The organism is Xanthomonas hortorum, assembly GCF_011305375.1.
GTDB classification, from domain to species: domain Bacteria; phylum Pseudomonadota; class Gammaproteobacteria; order Xanthomonadales; family Xanthomonadaceae; genus Xanthomonas; species Xanthomonas hortorum_E.
Map to the genome: position 1 here is coordinate 80,581 of NZ_VCME01000020.1, position 20,027 is coordinate 100,607.

General features: G+C 65.2%; 18 protein-coding genes. 12 read left to right on the forward strand and 6 right to left on the reverse strand.

The features are described from left to right. Positions 1 to 416: 416 nt before the first annotated feature. From FFY45_RS17155 to FFY45_RS17165, 3 genes are all read right to left on the reverse strand, one after another. Positions 417 to 1,364: a rhamnogalacturonan acetylesterase gene (locus FFY45_RS17155; RefSeq protein ID WP_176341335.1), complete on the reverse strand. Its 948-nt coding sequence runs from the start codon at positions 1,362 to 1,364 to the stop codon at positions 417 to 419. A 192-nt stretch (positions 1,365 to 1,556) separates the two neighbouring features. Further along, positions 1,557 to 3,179 (reverse strand): carboxylesterase/lipase family protein, encoded by a 1,623-nt coding sequence (locus FFY45_RS17160; RefSeq protein ID WP_176341336.1) that lies wholly within the window; start codon positions 3,177 to 3,179, stop codon positions 1,557 to 1,559. Then, complete coding sequence (locus FFY45_RS17165) at positions 3,176 to 4,285, reverse strand: alpha/beta hydrolase (RefSeq protein ID WP_176341337.1); 1,110 nt, start codon at positions 4,283 to 4,285, stop codon at positions 3,176 to 3,178. The genes FFY45_RS17160 and FFY45_RS17165 overlap by 4 nt, the downstream gene beginning before the upstream one ends. Positions 4,286 to 4,424: 139 nt before the next feature. On the opposite strand from FFY45_RS17165, the gene FFY45_RS17170 reads away from it, so the two are divergent. The 10 genes from FFY45_RS17170 (at position 4,425) to FFY45_RS17215 (ending at position 15,543) form a co-directional block, all read left to right on the forward strand. Then, positions 4,425 to 5,246, forward strand: coding sequence for a 2-keto-4-pentenoate hydratase (locus FFY45_RS17170; protein ID WP_023902089.1), 822 nt, complete (start codon positions 4,425 to 4,427; stop codon positions 5,244 to 5,246). 36 nt (positions 5,247 to 5,282) lie between these two features. Further along, complete coding sequence (locus tag FFY45_RS17175; RefSeq protein WP_023902090.1) at positions 5,283 to 6,281, forward strand: TRAP transporter substrate-binding protein; 999 nt, start codon at positions 5,283 to 5,285, stop codon at positions 6,279 to 6,281. A gap of 10 nt (positions 6,282 to 6,291) precedes the next feature. Next, a complete protein-coding gene (locus FFY45_RS17180) occupies positions 6,292 to 6,813 on the forward strand; it encodes a TRAP transporter small permease (RefSeq protein ID WP_176341338.1) in 522 nt (173 codons plus the stop codon). After that, positions 6,813 to 8,096 (forward strand): TRAP transporter large permease, encoded by a 1,284-nt coding sequence (locus FFY45_RS17185; protein ID WP_006452152.1) that lies wholly within the window; start codon positions 6,813 to 6,815, stop codon positions 8,094 to 8,096. Before FFY45_RS17180 ends, FFY45_RS17185 begins: the two co-directional genes overlap by 1 nt. Before the next feature lie 237 nt (positions 8,097 to 8,333). Beyond that, complete coding sequence (locus FFY45_RS17190) at positions 8,334 to 9,917, forward strand: family 43 glycosylhydrolase (protein WP_176341339.1); 1,584 nt, start codon at positions 8,334 to 8,336, stop codon at positions 9,915 to 9,917. 140 nt (positions 9,918 to 10,057) lie between these two features. Beyond that, positions 10,058 to 11,116 (forward strand): LacI family DNA-binding transcriptional regulator, encoded by a 1,059-nt coding sequence (locus FFY45_RS17195; RefSeq protein ID WP_006452150.1) that lies wholly within the window; start codon positions 10,058 to 10,060, stop codon positions 11,114 to 11,116. Between the two features lie 394 nt (positions 11,117 to 11,510). Next, positions 11,511 to 12,365 carry a 5-dehydro-4-deoxy-D-glucuronate isomerase gene (kduI, locus tag FFY45_RS17200; RefSeq protein ID WP_176341340.1) on the forward strand — a complete coding sequence of 285 codons (855 nt, stop codon included), beginning with the start codon at positions 11,511 to 11,513 and terminating at the stop codon, positions 12,363 to 12,365. A gap of 159 nt (positions 12,366 to 12,524) precedes the next feature. Further along, the gene (gene kduD, locus FFY45_RS17205; protein ID WP_023902094.1) at positions 12,525 to 13,280 is read left to right on the forward strand and encodes a 2-dehydro-3-deoxy-D-gluconate 5-dehydrogenase KduD; all 756 of its coding nucleotides are present in this window, start codon (positions 12,525 to 12,527) and stop codon (positions 13,278 to 13,280) included. A 250-nt stretch (positions 13,281 to 13,530) separates the two neighbouring features. Then, on the forward strand, positions 13,531 to 14,196 hold the full coding sequence (locus FFY45_RS17210) for an RpiB/LacA/LacB family sugar-phosphate isomerase (RefSeq protein ID WP_176341341.1): 666 nt from the start codon (positions 13,531 to 13,533) through the stop codon (positions 14,194 to 14,196). A 225-nt stretch (positions 14,197 to 14,421) separates the two neighbouring features. Then, positions 14,422 to 15,543, forward strand: coding sequence for a GDSL-type esterase/lipase family protein (locus FFY45_RS17215; RefSeq protein WP_176341342.1), 1,122 nt, complete (start codon positions 14,422 to 14,424; stop codon positions 15,541 to 15,543). A gap of 8 nt (positions 15,544 to 15,551) precedes the next feature. Here the strand turns inward: FFY45_RS17215 and FFY45_RS17220 are convergent, their stop codons facing one another. Continuing rightward, positions 15,552 to 15,704: a hypothetical protein gene (locus tag FFY45_RS17220; protein ID WP_176341343.1), complete on the reverse strand. Its 153-nt coding sequence runs from the start codon at positions 15,702 to 15,704 to the stop codon at positions 15,552 to 15,554. 259 nt (positions 15,705 to 15,963) lie between these two features. Between FFY45_RS17220 and FFY45_RS17225 the strand changes: the two genes are divergently transcribed. Next, positions 15,964 to 17,700 carry a M61 metallopeptidase family protein gene (locus FFY45_RS17225; RefSeq protein WP_176341344.1) on the forward strand — a complete coding sequence of 579 codons (1,737 nt, stop codon included), beginning with the start codon at positions 15,964 to 15,966 and terminating at the stop codon, positions 17,698 to 17,700. Between the two features lie 51 nt (positions 17,701 to 17,751). Here FFY45_RS17225 and FFY45_RS17230 read toward each other — a convergent pair whose 3' ends face one another. Together FFY45_RS17230 and phhA are read right to left on the reverse strand one after the other, a co-directional pair. After that, a complete protein-coding gene (locus FFY45_RS17230; protein ID WP_176341345.1) occupies positions 17,752 to 18,396 on the reverse strand; it encodes a DMP19 family protein in 645 nt (214 codons plus the stop codon). A 91-nt stretch (positions 18,397 to 18,487) separates the two neighbouring features. Beyond that, positions 18,488 to 19,378 (reverse strand): phenylalanine 4-monooxygenase, encoded by an 891-nt coding sequence (gene phhA / locus FFY45_RS17235; RefSeq protein WP_176341346.1) that lies wholly within the window; start codon positions 19,376 to 19,378, stop codon positions 18,488 to 18,490. Between the two features lie 127 nt (positions 19,379 to 19,505). Here phhA and FFY45_RS17240 point away from each other — a divergent pair, with 127 nt between their 5' ends. Further along, positions 19,506 to 19,988 carry an Lrp/AsnC family transcriptional regulator gene (locus FFY45_RS17240; RefSeq protein ID WP_176341347.1) on the forward strand — a complete coding sequence of 161 codons (483 nt, stop codon included), beginning with the start codon at positions 19,506 to 19,508 and terminating at the stop codon, positions 19,986 to 19,988. The last annotated feature ends 39 nt before the right edge of the window (positions 19,989 to 20,027 follow it).

The window sequence follows — 20,027 nt, forward strand, 5'->3', positions numbered from 1 at the left end:
CGGTGCCATCACCGCTCGCGGGACACGCCGCAAGTACGTCCATGTAGGCTCGGTGGCGGCATCCATGCCGCCACACGGTCCCGCAAGCGGTGAGGACACCGCACCAAAGAGTTTGTCGGTTGCTTTCTTAAAGCTTGTCCATCGCTCGGCTTGCATTGAGAAAATGAATCAGGCGTGCCGTTATCTAAACAACCCACGTAAGACATTGCTTCCACCATGCCCACCGACCATCTCGACTGGTCCGACCTTACGCGGCATGGATGCCGCGTAAGAGCCTACAGGGACGTACTTGCGGCGTGTCCCGCGATGGTGGGCGGGCAAGGACCCTGCAGCCAAGCCGCAGATCAGCCGGCCTGCAGTAGCCTGACGTGAAGTAGTTTTGTTAGCCGCTCTAGTTGATCAAATAGAGTGACGCATCAAGGAATCAACAGCGGCCGCAATGCAGGCACCTGCTTTGCCAACTCGTCAGCGACAATCGCCGCGAACAGATCCGCGCCGTCCGCACCAAGATGCGTGTAGTCGAATGCGAGTTTGGCCTGGCCCATCGGCTCGGCGCTGGCATTGTCCTGTGCAGCGGCGGGGACGCTGCCAGCTGCCGCGATCTTTGACGACGCCGACACCGGCGCATGCAATGCCTGCGCCGGCGTCTTGCCAATCGTGGTGCCCGATTGCGCGGCAATCACTTGTTCCGGATCGGCAGGCCGCTGCGCCAGCCGCATCGCCAACACCGGGCCCATGCCCTGCACCAGCGCACGGCTGCGCGCATGCAGGTCGATCAACGGCACCTGTAACTCGCGTGCAACTGCGCGTGTTGTCTCCGCCCACGGCGCCAAGTCGTCGATTAATTGGCCGCGTTCGAATTGCCGCCGCGTCAATGGCGTGACCAGCATGGGGATCGCACCGGCGGCACGTGCGTCGGCGACATAACGGCGAAGATTCGACGGGAATTCGCTCGCCAACTCGGTGGAGCGCCCCGGTTTGCCGGGTTGATCGTTGTGCCCGAACTGGATCAACACAACCACCTGTCGATAGCCGCCGCTGCGCAGCTCCTTCAGTGCGATCTCCCACGAGCCTTCGGCGCGATAGTTGGACGTACTGCGGCCACCGCGCGCCAGATTGAGGCAGCTCAGGAACGAGGTCACATGCTGCGCGCAAAAGCTCGGCCCCCAGCCACCTTGCACGGCGGTGGTGGAGTCGCCGACCAGCACGATCTTGCTGGCGGCAAATTGCTTGCCGCTAGCGGCTACGTTAGACGCTGGCACGCCTGCAGTTGATGCATCAACCGGTGACGCATCTGCAGCGTACGCAACAGGTGCAGCGATTGCTGCCAGCAAAACCAACGGTACAAGAGACGAAAAGCGCATGAATCACCAGGGAGGAAAGCGATCAGAAAACGAAAGGTGGTCAGAAGGCGAAAGGTGATCAGAAGACCGCAGAAGAGCGCAAGCACGATGACCCGAGCCGAGCGCTGATGGGCGCCTACAGGCACGCCACGCAGTGCCTCCGCGGAGTGCAATCCGACTACGCTCGACGTCGACCTTGACTACGAAAGTCAGTCAAAATGTACCGCGTTGAATGAAAGGCGCTTGTTGATACATCTTGCGTTCGCCACCGCGCGGATCGTAGTCGAGCCGGCTAGGTGTATCGAACAGCAGCGTCTCGCGCTGCTGCAATGAATACTGCCGCCAGCGCGGCAGACCACGATGATTCGGGTCGCCGCTGCGCGCGAATGCAAGCAGCGCCTCGCTCATCTGCGCGGCCATGCGCTGCGCATCGGCGCCATCACCGGTGCGCGAACCCGGTTGCGCAATGGTGTCGAAGACCAGCGGAATATCCAGCGTGTGGAAGGCGCCGAACTTGCCGCCATCCAGTGGCGAGCCCCAATCCAGTTGATAGACCCAGGTGGGTGCGCCTTGACGTGCGCGTGCCTCGGCTTCTTCGACCGCGCCGCGCCACGAGCGCCCTGCGGTGGTGGCCGCGAAGAACACCTCCGATGGCGAATACTGCGGATACAGCCGGCGGTATTCGGCAATCACCACCTGCGGCAGCAGATCCACGTATTGCTGGGTTTCCAGTCTGGCCGGCAGCTCGTCCCAGCTCAGCGCGAAGTTCTTCGCATCGTTGCCGAGAAACGCGCGCGTTTCATCGCGGGTATTGCCGATCACCAGCGGAATCTTCGCCGATTGCAGCGGAGCGGTCGGCCAGAACGGATGCACCGGCACATTGCGCGCATCCAGCACCGGGCCGAAATACAGCGCGCTGTTTTCCACTCGCGAGGGATCGCGCACTTGCGCGGCAGCCAGCAGCTGCTCACTTGGTAGCGTGCGAATACGCGCAAGCGCGCCGGGCGTAAGTTTCAAAGCATCCAGCAGCAGTTGCGCGCGCTGAGTGGCCGCGCGCGGGCCGGCCACAGTGACCTGCTGCCCGCTCATGGTCCACGCGCGATGGAACAGGCCGCGTGCGGCGGGCATCGCCATCAAGGTGGCGATCTTGGCGCCGCCACCGGACTGGCCGAACACGGTGACATTGCCGGCATCGCCGCCGAATTCGGCCGCGTGCTGGCGCACCCACTGCAGTGCCTGGATCAGATCCAGCTGCCCGGCATTGCCGGAGTCGGCAAAGCTCGTATCGCCCAGCTGCGCCAGCGACAGATAGCCGAACAGGTTGAGCCGGTGGTTGACGGTGATCACCACCACATCGCCGCGCTTGCACAGGCGCACGCCGTCGTAGAGCGGGTCGCTGCCGGAGCCGGTGGTGTAGCCGCCGCCGTGGATATAGAACAGGATCGGCCGCTTGCCGCCATCGCGCAGACCCGGCGTCCACACGTTGAGGAACAGGCACTCCTCGCTGGTGGGTTCGCTGGCCTTGGGTTGCGGCGCGGCGGCACCGAAGGCGCTGGCGTCGCGCACGCCCTGCCAGGGCGTTTCCGGCACGGGCGCCTGAAAGCGCCGCGCTGCGGTGTCGCCGCCGTAGGGGATGCCCTTGAACACGCAGATACCTTGATCGCGATAACCACGCAGTGCGCCGCCACGCACGTGTGCCAGCGGCGTACTGTCGTCGCGCGCAGGCGCTGTTGCGACCGCGCCTGCGAAACCCGGCAGCGCAGCTGCAGCGGTGGCAAGCAAGCCACCACGCAGCAGTGTGCGCCGCCGCGCGTCGGGCGTGGATGGTGACGTCATCGCGCGGCGTCCTGCGCCGGTACAGATGTGGGTGCAGGTGCAGCGACAGATGCATTCGCAGTCGTCGCAGTCGAGGGCGTTTGCGCCTTGCTGACATGCGCGATCCAGGCCTGCGCCAGCTGCGGCCACGCGGCCACGGTCAGCCCGGTGCCGCTGGCGGTACCGAAGCCATGACCGCCCTGCGGAAACACATGCAGCTCGCTGGGCACGCCGGCACGCAGCAACGCGTCATGCATCAACAGGCTGTTGCGCACCGACACCACCGTGTCGTCCTGCGCATGCAGCAGAAAGGTCGGCGGCGTGCGTGCATCCACATGCAGGTGCGGCGAGTACGCGCGCACCTGCGCATCGCTCGGAGTGCTGCCGAGCAGGCGCTCGCGCGAGCCCGCGTGTGCGTTTGCGCTGTCCATGTCGATCACCGGATAGATCAGCAGCTCGAAATCCGGCCGCGCGCTCAGCGCATCGGCCGCATCCAGCTTCTGGTACACCTGCGCGGCATAGCGGGTGCCCAGGCTGGCGGCGACGTGACCGCCGGCCGAGAACCCCATCACCCCGACCCGCTGCGCGTCGATGCCGTAGCGGGCGGCGTTGGCGCGGATCAGCCGCAGCGCGCGCTGTGCATCGGCCAGCGGCACGTCGGCCCCGTGCGGATGGCCTTCGCCGGGCAGGCGGTAGCGCAGCACGAACAGCGTGATCCCGGCCTGGTCGACGAAGCTGGGCACCAGCGCGCTGCCTTCGTTGTCCAGCACGATGCGCTGATAGCCGCCGCCGGGGGTGACCAGCAGGGCAGTGCCATTGGGCTGCTTGGGCCGGTAGACCACCAGGTAAGGCGTGCTGATCTGCTGGATGTAGCGATCGGGCAGGGCAGGGTCGCTGCTGCGCTCGATGATGCGCTGCGGCTGCTTCAGCGCTTTGTCTTCCGGTGCCATCCCGCTGGGCCATAGCTCGATCCGGCTGGCCTGCTCGGCCGTGGTATCGGCACTGGGCACCTCGGCCGCAACCACCGGCTCGATCAATAGTGAGGTCGCCAGCAACACCAGCGGCAGGCACCGCCGCATAGCACCTGAAAACGCAGTAAAAACACGCGTTTGGCTTGTCTGTTCCATCCACCCCTCCCAGGGTTGCTTCGCTTTGAAGGCTAACTTTGCCGCACTGCACATTGCCAATGACACCGGTTTACCATATACAGCACACCGTGCCACTGTCGATTGGCAGTGCAACAAAAACACTAGCAGGGAGACACCCTTGAGCAACGACGCCGCCACCCCGCCATCGTCCACATCCATGCTGTCGCAGATCGCCCAGCAGTTTGTGGAGGCACGCCGTGCAGGGGCATCGCTGCCCGACTTTCCCGGGCAAATCCCTGAGGATCTGGTCACTGCCTATCAGGTGCAGGACATCGCCATCAGCCAGTGGGACGACCAAGTGGTCGGCTGGAAGGTGGGTTATATCGCCGCCGAGCGCCGCGACGCCTCCGGCGACGACCGCCTGCTGGGTCCGATCTTCTCGCACAAACTCTGGAATGCTACCGGTGGAACAACCCAGTTCCCGATCTACCAGGGCGGCTTCGGTGCGGTAGAGGCCGAGTATGTGCTGCGCCTGGAAGCGGACGCTCCCGCCGAGCAGACCCATTTCACCCCGGAGCAGGCGGCGCAGCTGCCGGCCACGTTGTTCATCGGCGTGGAGATCGCCAGCAGCCCGTTGGCGACCATCAACAAGCTGGGCCCGCGCGTGGTGATTTCCGACTTCGGCAACAATAACGGCCTGATTTTAGGCCCGGAAGTGACCGATTGGCTGGCGCGCGACGAGTCCGCGCTGACTGCCGAAACGCTGATCGACGACCAGGTTGTCGGTACCGGTGGAGCCACCACGTTGCCGGGTGGATTGCGCGCCGCCTACGCGTTTGCGCTCAGTCGTTCGGCCCAGCGCGGGCGTCCGCTCAAGCGCGGTGATCTCATTGCCACGGGCAATGCCACCGGTATCCATGACATCGAAGTGGGACAGCGTGCCCTGATTCGCTTCGCCGGCATCGGCGACATTTCCTGCACGGCTGTGTCCGCTACCTGATGCGGACTCAGTGACCAGACGCTTGGGAGGGCGCCAATGATCACACGCAGACATTTCCTCGGTGCCGGGCTCGGTGCCGCCGCGGCTAGCCCCTGGTTGGGCGCCGGTGCCACCACGCCGATCCCCGGCGGGCAGTTGTTGACCGCCACCGATGTGCATATCGGCGACTACCCCACCGTGGAAGCGGTGCGGTGGTTCGGCAAGCAGCTCGAAGCACGCACCAATGGCCGGCTCAAGCTGCGCCAGTACCACTCCGGCCAGCTGGGCCGCGAGTCGGAGGCGATCGACATGGCGCGCTTCGGTGCCATCGACATCACCCGGGTGTATTCGGGCGCGTTGAACAACACTTTTCCGCTGACTCAGGCGCTGTGCCTGCCGTACGTGTTCGACTCGGTGCCGCATCTGCGCCGCGCCATCGACGGGCATGTCGGCGACAGCGTGCTGCGTAGCTTCGAGCAGCGCGACCTGGTGGGCCTGGCGATCTACGATTCGGGTGCGCGTTGCTTCTACAACACCAAGCATCCGCTGCACCGCCCGGAAGATCTCAAGGGCCTGAAATTGCGTGTGGCCTCGTCGGACATCTTCCTCAAGCTGATGCGCATGCTGGGCGCCAATCCCACCCCGATGTCGCTGGGCGAGACGTTCTCGGCGATGGAAACGCACATGATCGACGGTGCGGAAAACAACATGCGCAGCTTCCAGTCCAGCCGCCATTTCGAAGCCGCGCATTACTGGTCGCAGAGCGAGCATTCCTACGCGCCGGATATCCTGGTGATGTCGCGCAAGAGTTTCGAATCGCTGAGCCCGGCCGACCGCGGCCTAGTGGTGGAGCTGGCGCGCGCCTCGGTGCCGGTGATGCGCAACCTGTGGGATGCCTCGGAGGTGATCGCGCGCAAACAGGTGATCGACTACGGCGTCAAGCTCAACCAGGTCGACATGCCGGCGTTCCGCGCCGCCTCCGCCCCGCTGCTGGCCGAATACCGCAAGCAGCCGGAGATCGAAGCGTTGTACCGCCGCATCCGCGATTTCGCATAGAGGTAATCCAATGACCGAACCCGAGACTCTCGCCGTCCCGGTCGCGCCGTTGCAGCGCGCGCTGGACCGCGTTTCCGACACTGCCATTGGCGTGGCATCGCTGGCCTTGCTGGGCCTGGTGGTCGTGCAGGGCTGGCAGGTATTCACCCGCTACGTGCTCAACGACTCGCCCAGCTGGACCGAGCCGGTGACGCTGCTGCTGCTGAGCACCGCGCTGAGCCTGGGCGCTGCCGCCGGCGTGCACACCAACCGCCATTTCGGCTTCTACCTGCTGGGCGAACACGTGCCGCCGCTGGTGCGCAAGGTGTTCGATCTGATCCGCCCGCTGATGATCATCGCCATTGGCGCGGTGCTGGCGCGCTGGAGTGCGGCGCTGCTGCTGGATGGGCTGGACATCAAGATGGCCGGCGCGCAGATGCCGCAGAGCATCAACTACCTGCCGCTGTCGATCGGCGGTGCGCTGATGGTGGTGTTCGCCTTGTACAAGCTGTGGCGTGTGCTGCGCCCGATCCACACCGGAGGAGTGCGCTGATGGGCATCGCCATGTTGTTGGGAACCTTCGTGGTGCTGCTGCTGATCGGCGTGCCGGTGGCCTATGCGCTGGGCGCGGCCGCACTGGCCACGCTGCTGTATCTGGACCTGCCCACGGTGGTGCTGGTGCAGCAGATTTCTGCCGGTAGCGGCTCGGCCTCGTTGATCGCCATTCCGCTGTTTATCTTCGCTGGCGAGTTGATGCTGCGCGGTGGTATTTCCGAACGCTTGATCGCGTTGGCCTCGTCGCTGGTGGGGCGTGTGCGTGGCGGTCTGGGCCAGGTCAGCGTGTTGTCGTCGCTGTTCTTCGGTGGCGTGTCCGGCTCGGCGATTGCCGACGTCTCGGCGGTCGGCGGCACCATGATTCCGCAGATGATCAAGCGCGGTTACGACCGCGATTACGCGGTCAACGTGAGCATGACCGCGGCGCTGGTGGCGCTGCTGGTGCCGCCCTCGCATAACCTGATCCTGTTCTCCGCAGCGGCGGGCGGCGGTATCTCGATCGCCGATCTGTTCGCCGCCGGCATCTTCCCCGCGCTGTTGATGACTGCGGCAATGATGGTCACCGGCTATGCGGTGGCGCGCCATCGCGGCTACGGCACCGAGCCGTTCCCCGGCTGGCGCGCAGTGGCGCTGCGCCTGTTCGGCGCACTGCCGGGCCTGGGGTTGGTGGCGCTGATCTTCATCGGTATTCGCGCCGGCATCTTCACCGCAGTGGAGAGCGCCGCGATTGCAGTGGTGTACGCGTTGATCGTCACCGCGCTGCTGTATCGCCAGCTGCGTTGGGCCGAGTTCTTCGCCGCGGTCACGCATGCCGCGCGCACCACTGGCGTGATCCTGTTCGTGATTGCCACGGCTGCAGTGTTCGGTTGGTTGCTTGCTTACTTGCAGGTGCCGGCTGCGGCGGTGAAGTTCTTGCAGGCCATCGCCGACAGCAAGAACACCGTGCTGTTGATGATCGTGGTGATGCTGTTGTTGCTGGGCATGTTCATGGACCTGGCGCCGAAGATTTTGATCTGCACGCCGATCTTCCTGCCGGTGGTCAAGGCCTACGGCATCGACCCGATCCACTTCGGTCTGGTGATGGTGCTGGCTGGCGGCATCGGCTTGATCACCCCGCCGATCGGCTCGGTATTGTTTATCGGCACCTCGATCGGCCAGATCACCATCGCCCAGAGCATGCGCACCATCTGGCCATTCTGGTTGGCGGCGTTATGCGTGTTGCTGATCGTGGCGTTTTTCCCCGAACTGTCGTTGTGGTTGCCGAGGGCACTGCGCGCGTAACGGCGCTACTCCATCCACTGCGTATCCGTCGGCAGGGCGCGGTCGGGGCGAACGAATCGGCATCTACCACGTGCGATTCCACCGCCCCGGCCACCCCATCCGACAGTCGCTTGGCGACGCTGCATGAGCTGTGCTCAGCGCCGCTGCTGGCGGGCGTTTCCGCCGTCATCCCCGCGGCCGACGATCTAAGGCGTCGGCCGCCGCATCGCCCCGCAGGTTGGGGGTCAAGGAGAGAGCATGCGTGTGCGTATCACTTCACCCCGTTTGCGTTGGCTGCTGGCCGGCGGATTGCTGCTGTGTGCCGGGCTAAGCGCGGCAGCCGACTGGAAGCGCGGCATCGAACAGCAGCGCATTGCCGATCAGGGCAACGGCACCTTCCTCAACCCGGTGCTGGCCGGTGATCACCCCGACCCGTCGGTGCTCAAGGACGGCGACGACTACTACCTCACGCTGTCCTCGTTCGACGCGTATCCGGGCCTGCCGATCTGGCATTCGCGCGATCTGGTCAACTGGCAACCGCTGGGCCATGCGATCACGCAGAACGTCGGCGCGATCTGGGCGCCGGATCTGATCAAGCACGGCAAGCGCTATTACATCTATTTCCCCGCGCGCCACGGCGACCAGGGCGAGCGCAGCAACTTCGTGGTCTGGGCCGACGACATCAAGGGCCCGTGGAGCAAGCCGATCGACATCGGCCTGGGCAAGTACATCGACCCCGGCCATGCAGTAGGCGAAGACGGCAAGCGCTATCTGTTCCTGAGCGGCGGCGATTACGTGCAACTCTCCGACGACGGCTTCAAGGTGGTCGGCACGCCCAAGCACGTCTACGACGGCTGGAAGTACCCGGAAAGCTGGGATGTGGAAGGCTACGCTCAGGAGGGCCCCAAGATCACCCGCCACAACGGCTGGTACTACATGACCACCGCCGTCGGCGGCACCGCCGGCCCGCCGACCGGGCATATGGTGATCACCGCGCGCTCGCGCTCGATCCACGGCCCCTGGCAGAACGCGCCCAACAACCCGATCACCCGCACCAAGAGCGCCGACGAGCCGTGGTGGTCGCGCGGCCATGCCACCCTGGTGGAAGGCACCGACCAGCGTTGGTGGATGCTCTACCACGGCTACGAACACGGTTACTGGACGCTGGGCCGGCAGGCGCTGCTCGACCCGATCGAGTGGACCGCGGATGGCTGGTTCGTCGCCAAGGGCGGCGACCTGGGCACGCCGTTGAAAAAGCCCAGCGGGCAGGCCTTGCCGCATGGCCTGAGGTTGTCGGACGACTTCCGCGCCAACACGCTCGGCCCGCAGTGGTCGTTCTTCAACCCGGCCGCCGACGAAGCCAAGCGTCTGCAAGTAGGCGATGGCGTGTTGCGCCTGCAGGGCAAGGGCAGCGCCCCGCGCGACGCCTCGCCGCTGACCCTGATCGCGCCCGACCAGGCCTATCAGTTCGAGGTGCAGATGACCGTGGCACCGGGCGGGCAGGGCGGGGCGCTGCTGTTCTACAGCGACAAGCTCTACGCCGGGGTAGGGAGCAACGGCGAGAACTTCGTCATGCACCGCTATGGCGAAGAACGCCCGGCCAAGCTGGCGCCCAGCGGCAAGGGCGGCGCGCTGTGGCTGCGCGTCACCAACAACCGCCACATCGTCACCATCCACAGCAGCACCGACGGCACTACCTGGACCAAGTACCCGGTGCAGATGGAAGTGTCCGGCTACCACCACAACGTGGCCGGCAAGTTCCTGGCACTGAAACCGGCGCTGTACGCGTCCGGCCAAGGCCAGGTGGAGTTCCGCAACTTCCGCTACCGCGCCCTGGACTGACCGTTCTGCACTGCTAGGCATGCTGTGGCGCATCACGCCACGGCGCCCTGGTCATGGCGGATTCGGGACATCGGCACGCCTGCGAAGGCTTGCCGGCCCGCTGGCCGGTAGAATCCAATCAACTTCAATGGTTGACCGCTATGCCCGCCCGCAAGATGCCTGAAGAGGGAATGCCCGGCCTGCCGAAGGGCAAGGTAGCCACGATCAACGACATCGCCCGGATGTCCGGGGTGTCCAAGAAGACTGTCTCGCGGATCATCAACAATTCGCCGCTGGTCCGCCAGGACACCCGCGAGAAGGTCGAAGCGCTGATGCGCGAGGTCGGCTACTCGCCCGACCCGCTCGCGCGCGGGCTGGCGTTCCGGCGTTCGTTCCTGATCGGCATGGTCTACGACAACCCCACCGCGCAGTACATCGTGGACATGCAGTACGGCGCGCTGGACGCGCTGCGCGGCTCCAGTTTCGAACTGGTGGTGCACCCCTGCGACAGCCGCAGCCCCGGCTATATCGAAGGCGTGCGCCGCTTTGCCCAGGCGCAGAAGCTGCACGGGGTGATCCTGGTGCCACGCGCCTCCGAGGACCAGGCGCTGGCCGACATGCTGGCCGAGATCGGCTGCCGCTACACCCGCATCGCCTCGGTCGCGCTGGACGCCACTTCGCAGACGGTGATCACCCACGACCGCGACGGCGCCGCCGAGGCCGCCGACTACCTGCTCTCGCTCGGCCACCGCGACATCGCCCTGGTCACCGGCCCCAGCGCCTACCGCTCCTCGGTGGAGCGCACCTCGGGCTTTGCCGACGCGCTGACCCGGCGCGGCATCGAACTGCCGCCCGAGCGCATCGTCGAAGCCGGCTATACCTTCGAATCCGGCGTGGCCGCGGCCGAAAAGCTGCTGCTGGGCAAGAAGCGCCCCACCGCCATCTTCACCGGTAACGACGAAATGGCCGCCGGTATCTACAAGGTCGCCCTGCGCGCCGGCATCAACATCCCGCGCCAGCTCTCGGTGATCGGCTACGACGACAGCTCGCTGGCCTCGCGGCTATGGCCGCCGCTGACCTCGGTGCGCCGCCACACCCGCGACACCGGCCGCACCGCCGCCGCGATGCTGATCCAGCCCGACAACGCCCCGCAACTCCCCACCGCCAGCGTGCGCCCGCACCTGATCGTGCGCGATTCCTGCCAACCGCCGGAAGATTGAGCACGTAAAGCCCCTCGCCCCTTGGGAGCGCGCGCGGCCTCGTACCCTCATCCGGCGCTACGCGCCACCTTCTCCCGAGGGGAGAAGGGAGTGAGCCCCTCTCCCTGCGGGAGAGGGGTTGGGGTGAGGGTACGGCGGCAGACAGCCATCTAAGAAAGCTCGGACATGCGCTGAAGTGAGATGGGCGCACAGGCCTCTACTCGACCAACCCGATCGCGCCCTCCAACACCGCGCGCAGCCTCGTACCCTCATCCGGTGCTGCGCGCCACCTTCTCCCGCAGGGAGAAGGGATTCCCACGCTATCGTGCACTGCGCAATGACACCGGTTAACCAGAGCCGGTAGACTATGCCCGTGCAAGCCAATATCCCCCTTGCTTGCCACCGGAGATCGCGCATGTCCCTGTACTGCAAGACCCACTACGCCACCCATCCCGATGCCATCAAGGGCGCCAGCAACGACGACCTGCGCGAGCTTTACCTGCTCGATGGCTTGTTTATCGACAATGCGGTGACCCTCAAATACACCCACTACGAGCGCTTCGTGCTCGGTGGCGCGGCACCGCTCGGTAAAACGCTGGAGCTGCCCAAGCAGACCGAACCCGCGTCCGCTGCCGGCCATCCGTTCCTGGAGCGCCGTGAGCTGGGCATCCTCAACGTCGGCGCCGGTCCTGGCACCGTGACCGTGGACGGCACCGCCTATACGCTCGGGCCAAAGGACGGCCTGTACGTGGCGATGGGCAGCAACGAGGTCACCTTCGCCTCCGCAGACGCTGCCAACCCGGCCAAGTTCTACCTGGCCTCCACGCCGGCGCACGCGCGCTTCGAGACCAAACAACTCTCGATCAAGGATGCGGTGGCACTGGAGCGTGGCGCGCTGGAAACCAGCAACGAGCGCACCATCTACCAGTACATCGTGCCGGCCACCTGCCAGTCCTCGCAGTTGCTGCTGGGCCTGACCGTGCTCAAGCCGGGCAGCGTCTGGAACACCATGCCGCCGCATCTGCACGACCGCCGCAGCGAGGTGTATTTCTACTTCGATCTTGGCGCCAACGACCGCGTCTATCACTTCATGGGCGAGCCGGACGCGCAGCGCCACATCGTGATCCAGAACAACGAAGCGGTGGTGTCGCCGCCGTGGTCGATCCACATGGGTGCCGGCACCAGCAATTACGCCTTCATCTGGGCGATGGGCGGCGAAAACCTGGATTACACCGACATGCACGTGCTGGACATCTGCCAGCTCAAATGACGCTGGCGCTTGCAAGGCAATACTTAATCAGCGCAATAACTCGGTTAATGCGATTCACCAGCCAAGTTAATGCGATAGCTCCATCAATGCGTGGCCGCGCAGCGCGCGGACGCAACGCACTCATCCAACGTGGCATCACCCAGCAGGAGCGATAAGGTAATGAGCAATCCGTTCAGTCTCGAAGGCAAGGTCGCACTGGTCACCGGTGCCAACACTGGCCTGGGCCAGGGCATCGCGCTGGCACTGGCACAGGCGGGCGCCGACATCGCCGCCGCCGGTATCCAGGCGCCGACCGAGACCGAAGAACTGGTCAAGGGCCTGGGCCGCCGCTTCATCGCCATCCAGGCCAACCTGATCAGCCTCGAGCCAGTCGAGCGCATCCTCAAGGAAACCCTGGACGGCCTGGGCCGCCTGGACATCCTGGTCAACAACGCCGGCCTGATCCGCCGCACCGACGCGGTGGATTTCAGCGAGCAGGATTGGGACGACGTGATGAACGTCAATCTGAAATCGGCCTTCTTCATGGCCCAGGCCGCCGGCCGCCATTTCATCGCCCAGGGCAGCGGCAAGATCATCAACATCGCCTCGATGCTGTCGTTCCAGGGCGGCATCCGCGTGCCGTCGTACACCGCCAGCAAGTCCGGCATTGCCGGCATCACCCGCTTGCTGGCCAATGAGTGGGGCAGCAAGGGCGTGACCACCAACGCCATTGCGCCCGGCTACATGGCCACCGACAACACCGCCCAGCTGCGTGCTGACGAAGCGCGCAACAAGTCCATCCTTGACCGCATCCCGGCCGCGCGCTGGGGCGTACCGGCCGACCTCGGCGGCACCGCCGTGTTCCTGGCCAGCAGCGCCTCGGATTACGTCAACGGCGCCATCATCCCGGTCGACGGCGGCTGGCTGGCACGCTGAGAAAAACGCGCTTTCTCGCGGGCATTGCGTCATTCCTTCTCCCGTCGGGAGAAGGTGCCCGAAGGGCGGATGAGGGTCGGCATGCACGTACATCAACCAGACGCGCGCTGCATGCCGGCATACCTCTTCCGTTCTCGTTCAGAGCCTTAATCCCGCACGGACAAGGCACCGGAAAAGCGGATCAAGACACAGCACCAAAGCGCACACATTCCACATCCAAACCACTTCCCCAACCCAATCGGAGCATCCCATGAAAATCGCACTCATGAATGAGTTCAGTCAGGCCGGCAAGAACCCGGTGATCCTGCAGCAGCTCAACGACGTCGCCAGCGAGCAGGGCCACAGCGTGTTCAACGTCGGCATGGATGGCGACAACGACCACCGCCTGACCTACATCCACCTGGGCATCGTCGCCAGCCTGCTGCTGAACTCCAAGGCCGTGGACTTCGTCGTCGCCGGCTGCGGCACCGGCCAGGGCGCGATGATGTCGCTCAACGCACACCCGGGCGTGTTCTGCGGCTACTGCATCGAGCCGACCGACGCCTACCTGTTTGCCCAGGTCAACAACGGCAACGCGCTGTCGCTGGCATTCGCCAAGGGCTACGGCTGGGGCGCGGAAATCAACGTGCGCTACATCTTCGAAAAGGCCTTCAGCGGCGAGCGTGGCCTGGGCTACCCGGCCGAGCGTCGCGAATCGCAGGCCGCCAACGCCGGCATCCTCACCCAGCTCAAGCAGGCCACCGCCAAGTCGTACATCGACGGCCTGCGCGCCATCGACCCGGAACTGGTCAAGCAGGCCGTCGGCGGCGAGCGCTTCCAGCAGTGCTTCTTCGACAACGCACAGGACGCCGAGATCCGCGCCTTCGTCGCCGGCGTACTGGGCAAGCCGGAAGCCGCTGCAGCAGCGGCAGCTTAACCGGCCCCCGAAGCACTAAAGCCCCTCTCCCGCCGGGAGAGGGGTTGGGGTGAGGGTACGGCGGAAGACAGCTGGCCTAAACGGAAAAGGCTTGAAAGGCTTGAGACGACAGTACGGCCGTCCAACATTTCCGATGCCGCCGCACCCTCATCCGCCCTTCGGGCACCTTCTCCCGATGGGAGAAGGGACACCGCGCTGTCCTAAACACTCTTCCCCGGAGCCACCATGCGTCTGCTTCTGTTCGCATCGTTGCTGCTGCTCTCCGCAAACCTCGCCCGCGCCGAACCACACCGCATCTTCATCGCCGGTGATTCCACCGCCGCCGAGTACGGCCCGGAGCGCGCTCCACAAGCCGGCTGGGGCCAACTCCTGCAAGACTGGTTCGACCCGGCCCAATGGCAGGTCCGCAACCACGCCAAGGGCGGCCGCAGCACCCGCAGTTTCATCGCAGAAGGACGCCTGGACGCCATCGCCAACCAACTGCAACGCGGCGACATCCTGCTGATCCAGTTCGGCCACAACGACGCCAAACACGAAGACCCGACCCGCTATACCGACGCGCACAGCGACTATCAGCAGTTCCTGCGCCGCTACATCGCCACCGCACGCGACAAGGGCGCCACGCCGATCCTGATCACGCCCGCCGCTCGTTTGCTCTACGACTTCGGCGCGCTGCTCGACACCCACGGCCGCTATACGCTGGCCATGCAGCAACTCGCAGCGCAAGAGCACGTTGCCCTCATCGATCTCAACGCCAGCTCCAGCGACTGGATCCGCGCACTCGGCGAACAGGCAGCCAAACCGTACTTCCTGTTCGTGCCCGAACAAGGCAAGGTCGATGGCACCCACTTCAGCCGCGCCGGTGCCACCGCAATCGCCTGCCTGGTTGTGCATGGCTGGGTGCAACTGCAGCCAGCGCTGAAACCGCAACTCCGCCGCGACGCCGATTGCGGCGCAGCCCCCGACACGGCCGCACAACGCGCCGCGCAGGCGCATCCCTCGCTGGTGGTGCACGAACGCGACCTCGCCCGCGCGCAACCCGGCCCGCACGGCGGCGCCGGCCCCACCACGGCGTACCCATTCTTCGCCGACGCACCGGATCTCAAATTCGTGCTGCGCAAACGCGTGTTGCACAAAGGCGCCGGCATCGGCCTGCACCTGCACGACAAGGACGAGATCTATTACATCGTCAGCGGCCGCGGGCTGTATGCGCTGGACGGCAAGCAATACGAAGTCAATGCAGGCGATGCGCTACTGACGCGACCGGGAAGCACCCACGCGTTGCAGCAAACCGGGGAAGAACCGTTGGTTGTCTTGTTGGCATACACGGTGGCACCGAAGATATAAGCAACACGTCACCCATACGCGTCGATGCCGCCGATCAGATAATCCCAAGGTCGCAGTGCACGAACTTTTAGGCCTTGTTCGCGCGTCATGATCACTTTTCCGCGTTTCATCAGCGGTTTGCCCCAGCGATCGGGCAAATACTCCAGAAAGGTACTGGTCAACTCGGACCGCGACGCAGTCGTGCGGTGCGCAGGCTGTGAGTTCAAGTCTTTGTTGCGGGGTCACCGTTTGGCCCGCCCACACAAGCGCAGTGCAACCGCCCGGCACTGCGACGGAGCGGTCGCCGCAAACGTCAGACATCCGCATCACCCATTCCAAGACACGGCAGCCATTGCACTGCCTTGCACGCCGTGACCTTCGGCACACTGGTGGGCGGCCTCGAGCGGCGGCATGATCGGCCATCCCCAGCGTCCGGCGCGTATGAAAACTTCCTGGTTGCTCCTGTTCGTACTCACCACTGTGGCACCTGGCGCTGTGGCCAGCCCGGCGCCGGCGGTACCCGCGCCGGTTGCCCTGGAGCTGCAACTTGCGCCCTACGCAGACAAGGGGGAGGTGAACGCGTTGGAGGTGCGCCTGCGTGTTGGTGACCTTGCCGTCCCGCGTGGCGGCATCGTGGCGCAGCTGCCGATGCAGGTGAACAACGTGGACACCTTCGCCGAGCACATCGCCTCGATCGAGGCGACCGATGCGCACGGCCAGGTGCAGTTGTCTGGACGTGCTGCCACCGCGCAGGAAAACGGCGATCAGAGCCAGTTGCGTGTCTGGACCGCACCGCGTGCGCTCAGTGGCCCACTGACCCTGCGCTATCGCGTACCGGCCAACGCAACGCGGCCGCCGCGCGGCCCGGCCCCGCCGATTTCGTTCCGCAACGACGCGCATGCGTTTTCTGCAACCTCGGCGATGTTTCTGGTGCTGCCGCCCGAGGAGCAGATCTACGCGTTGAACATCGGCTGGGATCTGAGCCACCTGCCGGCCGGCGCCAGGGGCGTGAGCTCGTTCGGGGAGGGCAACGTGCAGGTCGGGGACATCGATACCGGCAGCCTGCCCGGCTTGTTCTTCATGGCAGGAGACGTCGGGCGTTGGCCGAACGTGCCGCGGGCGGACGGGTTTTCGGTTGCCTGGCAGGGGCAACCGCCCTTCGATGCAAGCGCGTTGTCCGCCTGGGTGGGTGAGCTGCACGAACAGTTCGAAACACTGTTCCCGCAGCCGGAATCCAGGCCCTATACGATTTTCCTGCGCTACAACCCGGTCAACGCCGGCGGCGGAACGGCCTTGTACCGGTCCTTCATCACAACCTACGGCACGCCAGCAGAGACCGATCTGGACGAGATCAAGGTCACCTTGTCGCATGAAATGTTCCACACCTATCAGCCGCGCCTGTCGCGCAACGGTGGCGAGTCCACGACCTGGTTCAGCGAGGGCTCGGCGGTCTTTTACGAGGCCCGCCTGCCGCTGCGTTTCGGTTTGTTCACGCCGCAGCAGTATCTGACTGTTCTCAACCTTATCGCAGCGCGTTACTACACCAATGCGCTGGGCGCTCTACCCAATGCACGCATAGAAGAAGGGTTCTGGAAAGACACCCGTATCCGGACGCTCGCCTATGACCGCGGCATGTTGTATCTGGCCACGGTGGACGATGCGCTGCGCAAGCGCTCGCACGGTCAACGCTCTCTGGATGACTTGCTGCGTGCACTGTTGCTGATCACCCAAGAGCGCAATGCGACCCAGGCAGACTGGGAGTCCTTGCTGAAGGCAGAGCTGGGCGATACGGCGGTGCAGGAGTTTCACGCGTTTCTTGCGGGCACCCCGCCGTTGCCCGCATCGGACGCGTTCGGGCCGTGCTTTCGCAGAACCAGCAAACCGCTGCGGCGCTATGTGCTGGGGTTCGAGCCGGCGGTGCTGGCCGAACCCAAACGCATCGTGCGTGGCCTGATGGCAAATTCGGCGGCCGCGCGCGCTGGCGTGCGCAATGGCGATGAAATCGTGCGGCCGGTGCCGCAGGACGGCATCCAGGGCAACCAGACCGAGCGCCTGCACCTGCGCCTGCGTCGCGATGGCAAGGAGTTCGACGTGGACTATCTGCCGCGCGGCGAGCAGGTAGACACCTGGCAATGGGAGCGCGTGCCCGGTGTGGACGATGCGCAGTGCCGGCTGTGAGTCCGGGCTGAGGCAAGACGCATCCGGCACCCGCAATGCGGTGGCGGCGGCTCAGGCCTTATCCACCCCATAGTGGGTCAGCCCCAATCGCGCCAGTTCGCCGGAGCGGCGGTAATAGACTTCTTCCCAGCCATCCACGCGCTGGCGGTCGGTCTCGTTCATGGCGTCGAGGATGTCTTCGATGCTGAGCAGATTCGGGTCTTCTTCCAGGCGTTCGAACACGGCGCCCAGGCCTTCGATCGCCTGGCGTGTCTGCGCCGAACCCATCGCCGCCAGCGCCTGCAGCGCGTAAGTGCGCGTGCTGGCGTCCCAGCGGTCGAAATAGCGCGCGTAGCCGCTTTCGACCATGTCCGCGTCCAGCCGTGCCAGTGCAACCAGCTCGCGCTCGCCGGGTGTCAGCGCATCCAGGTGTCCACGCAGCGTGGTCAGTTTGGTCTGCGCGCGCGCACTGCGGCGGCGCCACAACAGCTCGGGCATGTTGAGCAGGCCCTCCGGGGTAGGCGGCGCGACGGCGGGCCAGTTCACCCCAAAACCGTCTTCGGTAATCTGCCACTGCGCGCGCTGCGGCGCCGCCGCCTTGAACAACAGCCGATGCGCCTTGATGGGCTCATCAATACGGATGCCATTGGCCAGGGTGAACAGCAGGCGGGTGTCGTCCAGCTCCAAGCGCCGGATGCGTAGCTGCGTCAGGTCCATTGAGCGAAGGCGGTGTGGGGAGGTTTGACCTTAGTCCGCGTGGGCAGTGCTGTCGAGTCGGTGCAGCGATCTCGCGACACCCTGGCACCGCTCACACATCGCCGTCGTGACTCCAGCCTTCGCCGGTACCGCGCTGGAGCACCCGATCTGTGACCAGCACATCGCCGGCCGGCACCTGCGCTTGCTGCGCAAGATCGGCATAGATCGGGGTGAAGTCCGGCGCGGTAGCGTCCATCAACTGCGCGAAGCTGTCGATGACGAAATAGGTCTTTTGAAAGCTGTCGATGCGGTAGCGCGTGCGCATGATGCGTTGCAGGTCGAAGCCGATCCGGTTGGGCGCCGGCGATTCAAGCGAATGCAGCGATTCGCCCTTCGACGACACGATGCCGGCCCCAAAGATACGCAACCCTTGCGGCGTCGCGATCAGGCCGAATTCCACCGTGTACCAATACAACCGCGTGAGGTTCTGCAACGCGTCCGCGCCGATGCCATGCGCCTTGACTCCGCCACGGCCGTAGGCCTGCATGAAGTCGGCAAACAGCGGGTTCATCAGCAGCGGCACGTGCCCGAACAGGTCATGGAACAGGTCCGGCTCGGCGATGTAATCGATCTGCTCGGGGCGGCGGATCCACCACGTCACCGGGAAGCGCTTGTTGGCCAGATGCTCGAAGAAATCCAGCTCCGGCAGCAAGCCCTGCACGCCGACCAGGGTCCAGCCGGTAGCCGCCTGCAGCACGGCGTTGAGCGCATCGAACCGCGGGATGTGGGTGTCGCCCATGCCCATCGCATCCTGCGCCTGCAGGAATTCGTCGCAGGCGCGCCCGACCAGCAGCGCGCGCTGGCGGCGATACAAGGTGCCCCAGGTGGCATGGTCGTCGGCGCTGTAGCCATCCCACGGCTGCTCGACCATGGCGGTGGTGTAGACCGGCACATAGCCCTTGTCGGTGAGCTGATTCTCGACGCGTTGCGGTGCGATGTTCATGCGGCGGCAGTTCCCGATGATCAGCGCTCACCTTAGCCCGATGGTCGCGCAACGGGATTGCGAATCTTGCGCGGTAAACGCCAGAAGGCGCAAGATTCGTGCGTCATATTCTGCTGCTGCGCAATATATGGATCAGCCCATCGCCCTGGACCGCACCGATCTGCGCCTGCTCGCCCTGCTGCAGACGCAGGGGCGCAGCAGCAATGCGGAGTTGGCGGTGCAGGTCAATCTGTCGGCCTCGGCCTGCCTGCGCCGCACCCAACGGCTGGAGGCGGCCGGCATCATCGCCGGCTACGGCGCGCGCCTGGATGCCAGGGCGCTGGGACTGGGATTGCAGGCGTTTGTGCGCGTGCAGTTGGAACAGCACGGCCAGGCCGATATCGAGCATTTCGCCGATGGCGTGCGCGGCTGGGACGAGGTGGTGGCTTGCTGGGCGCTCACCGGCGACATGGATTACCTGCTGCAGGTCCAGGTGCGCGATCTGGAGCATTTCTCGCGCTTTTTGCTCGACCGCCTGCTCAACGCCACCGGCGTGTCCGACGTCAATTCCAGCTTCGTGCTGCGCACCGTCAAGGCACCGGAAGGCTTGCCGTTGGCGCATCTGGCCTGACCCCCGCAGCGCTGCATGGGGGCGGGGCGGCACAGTGTG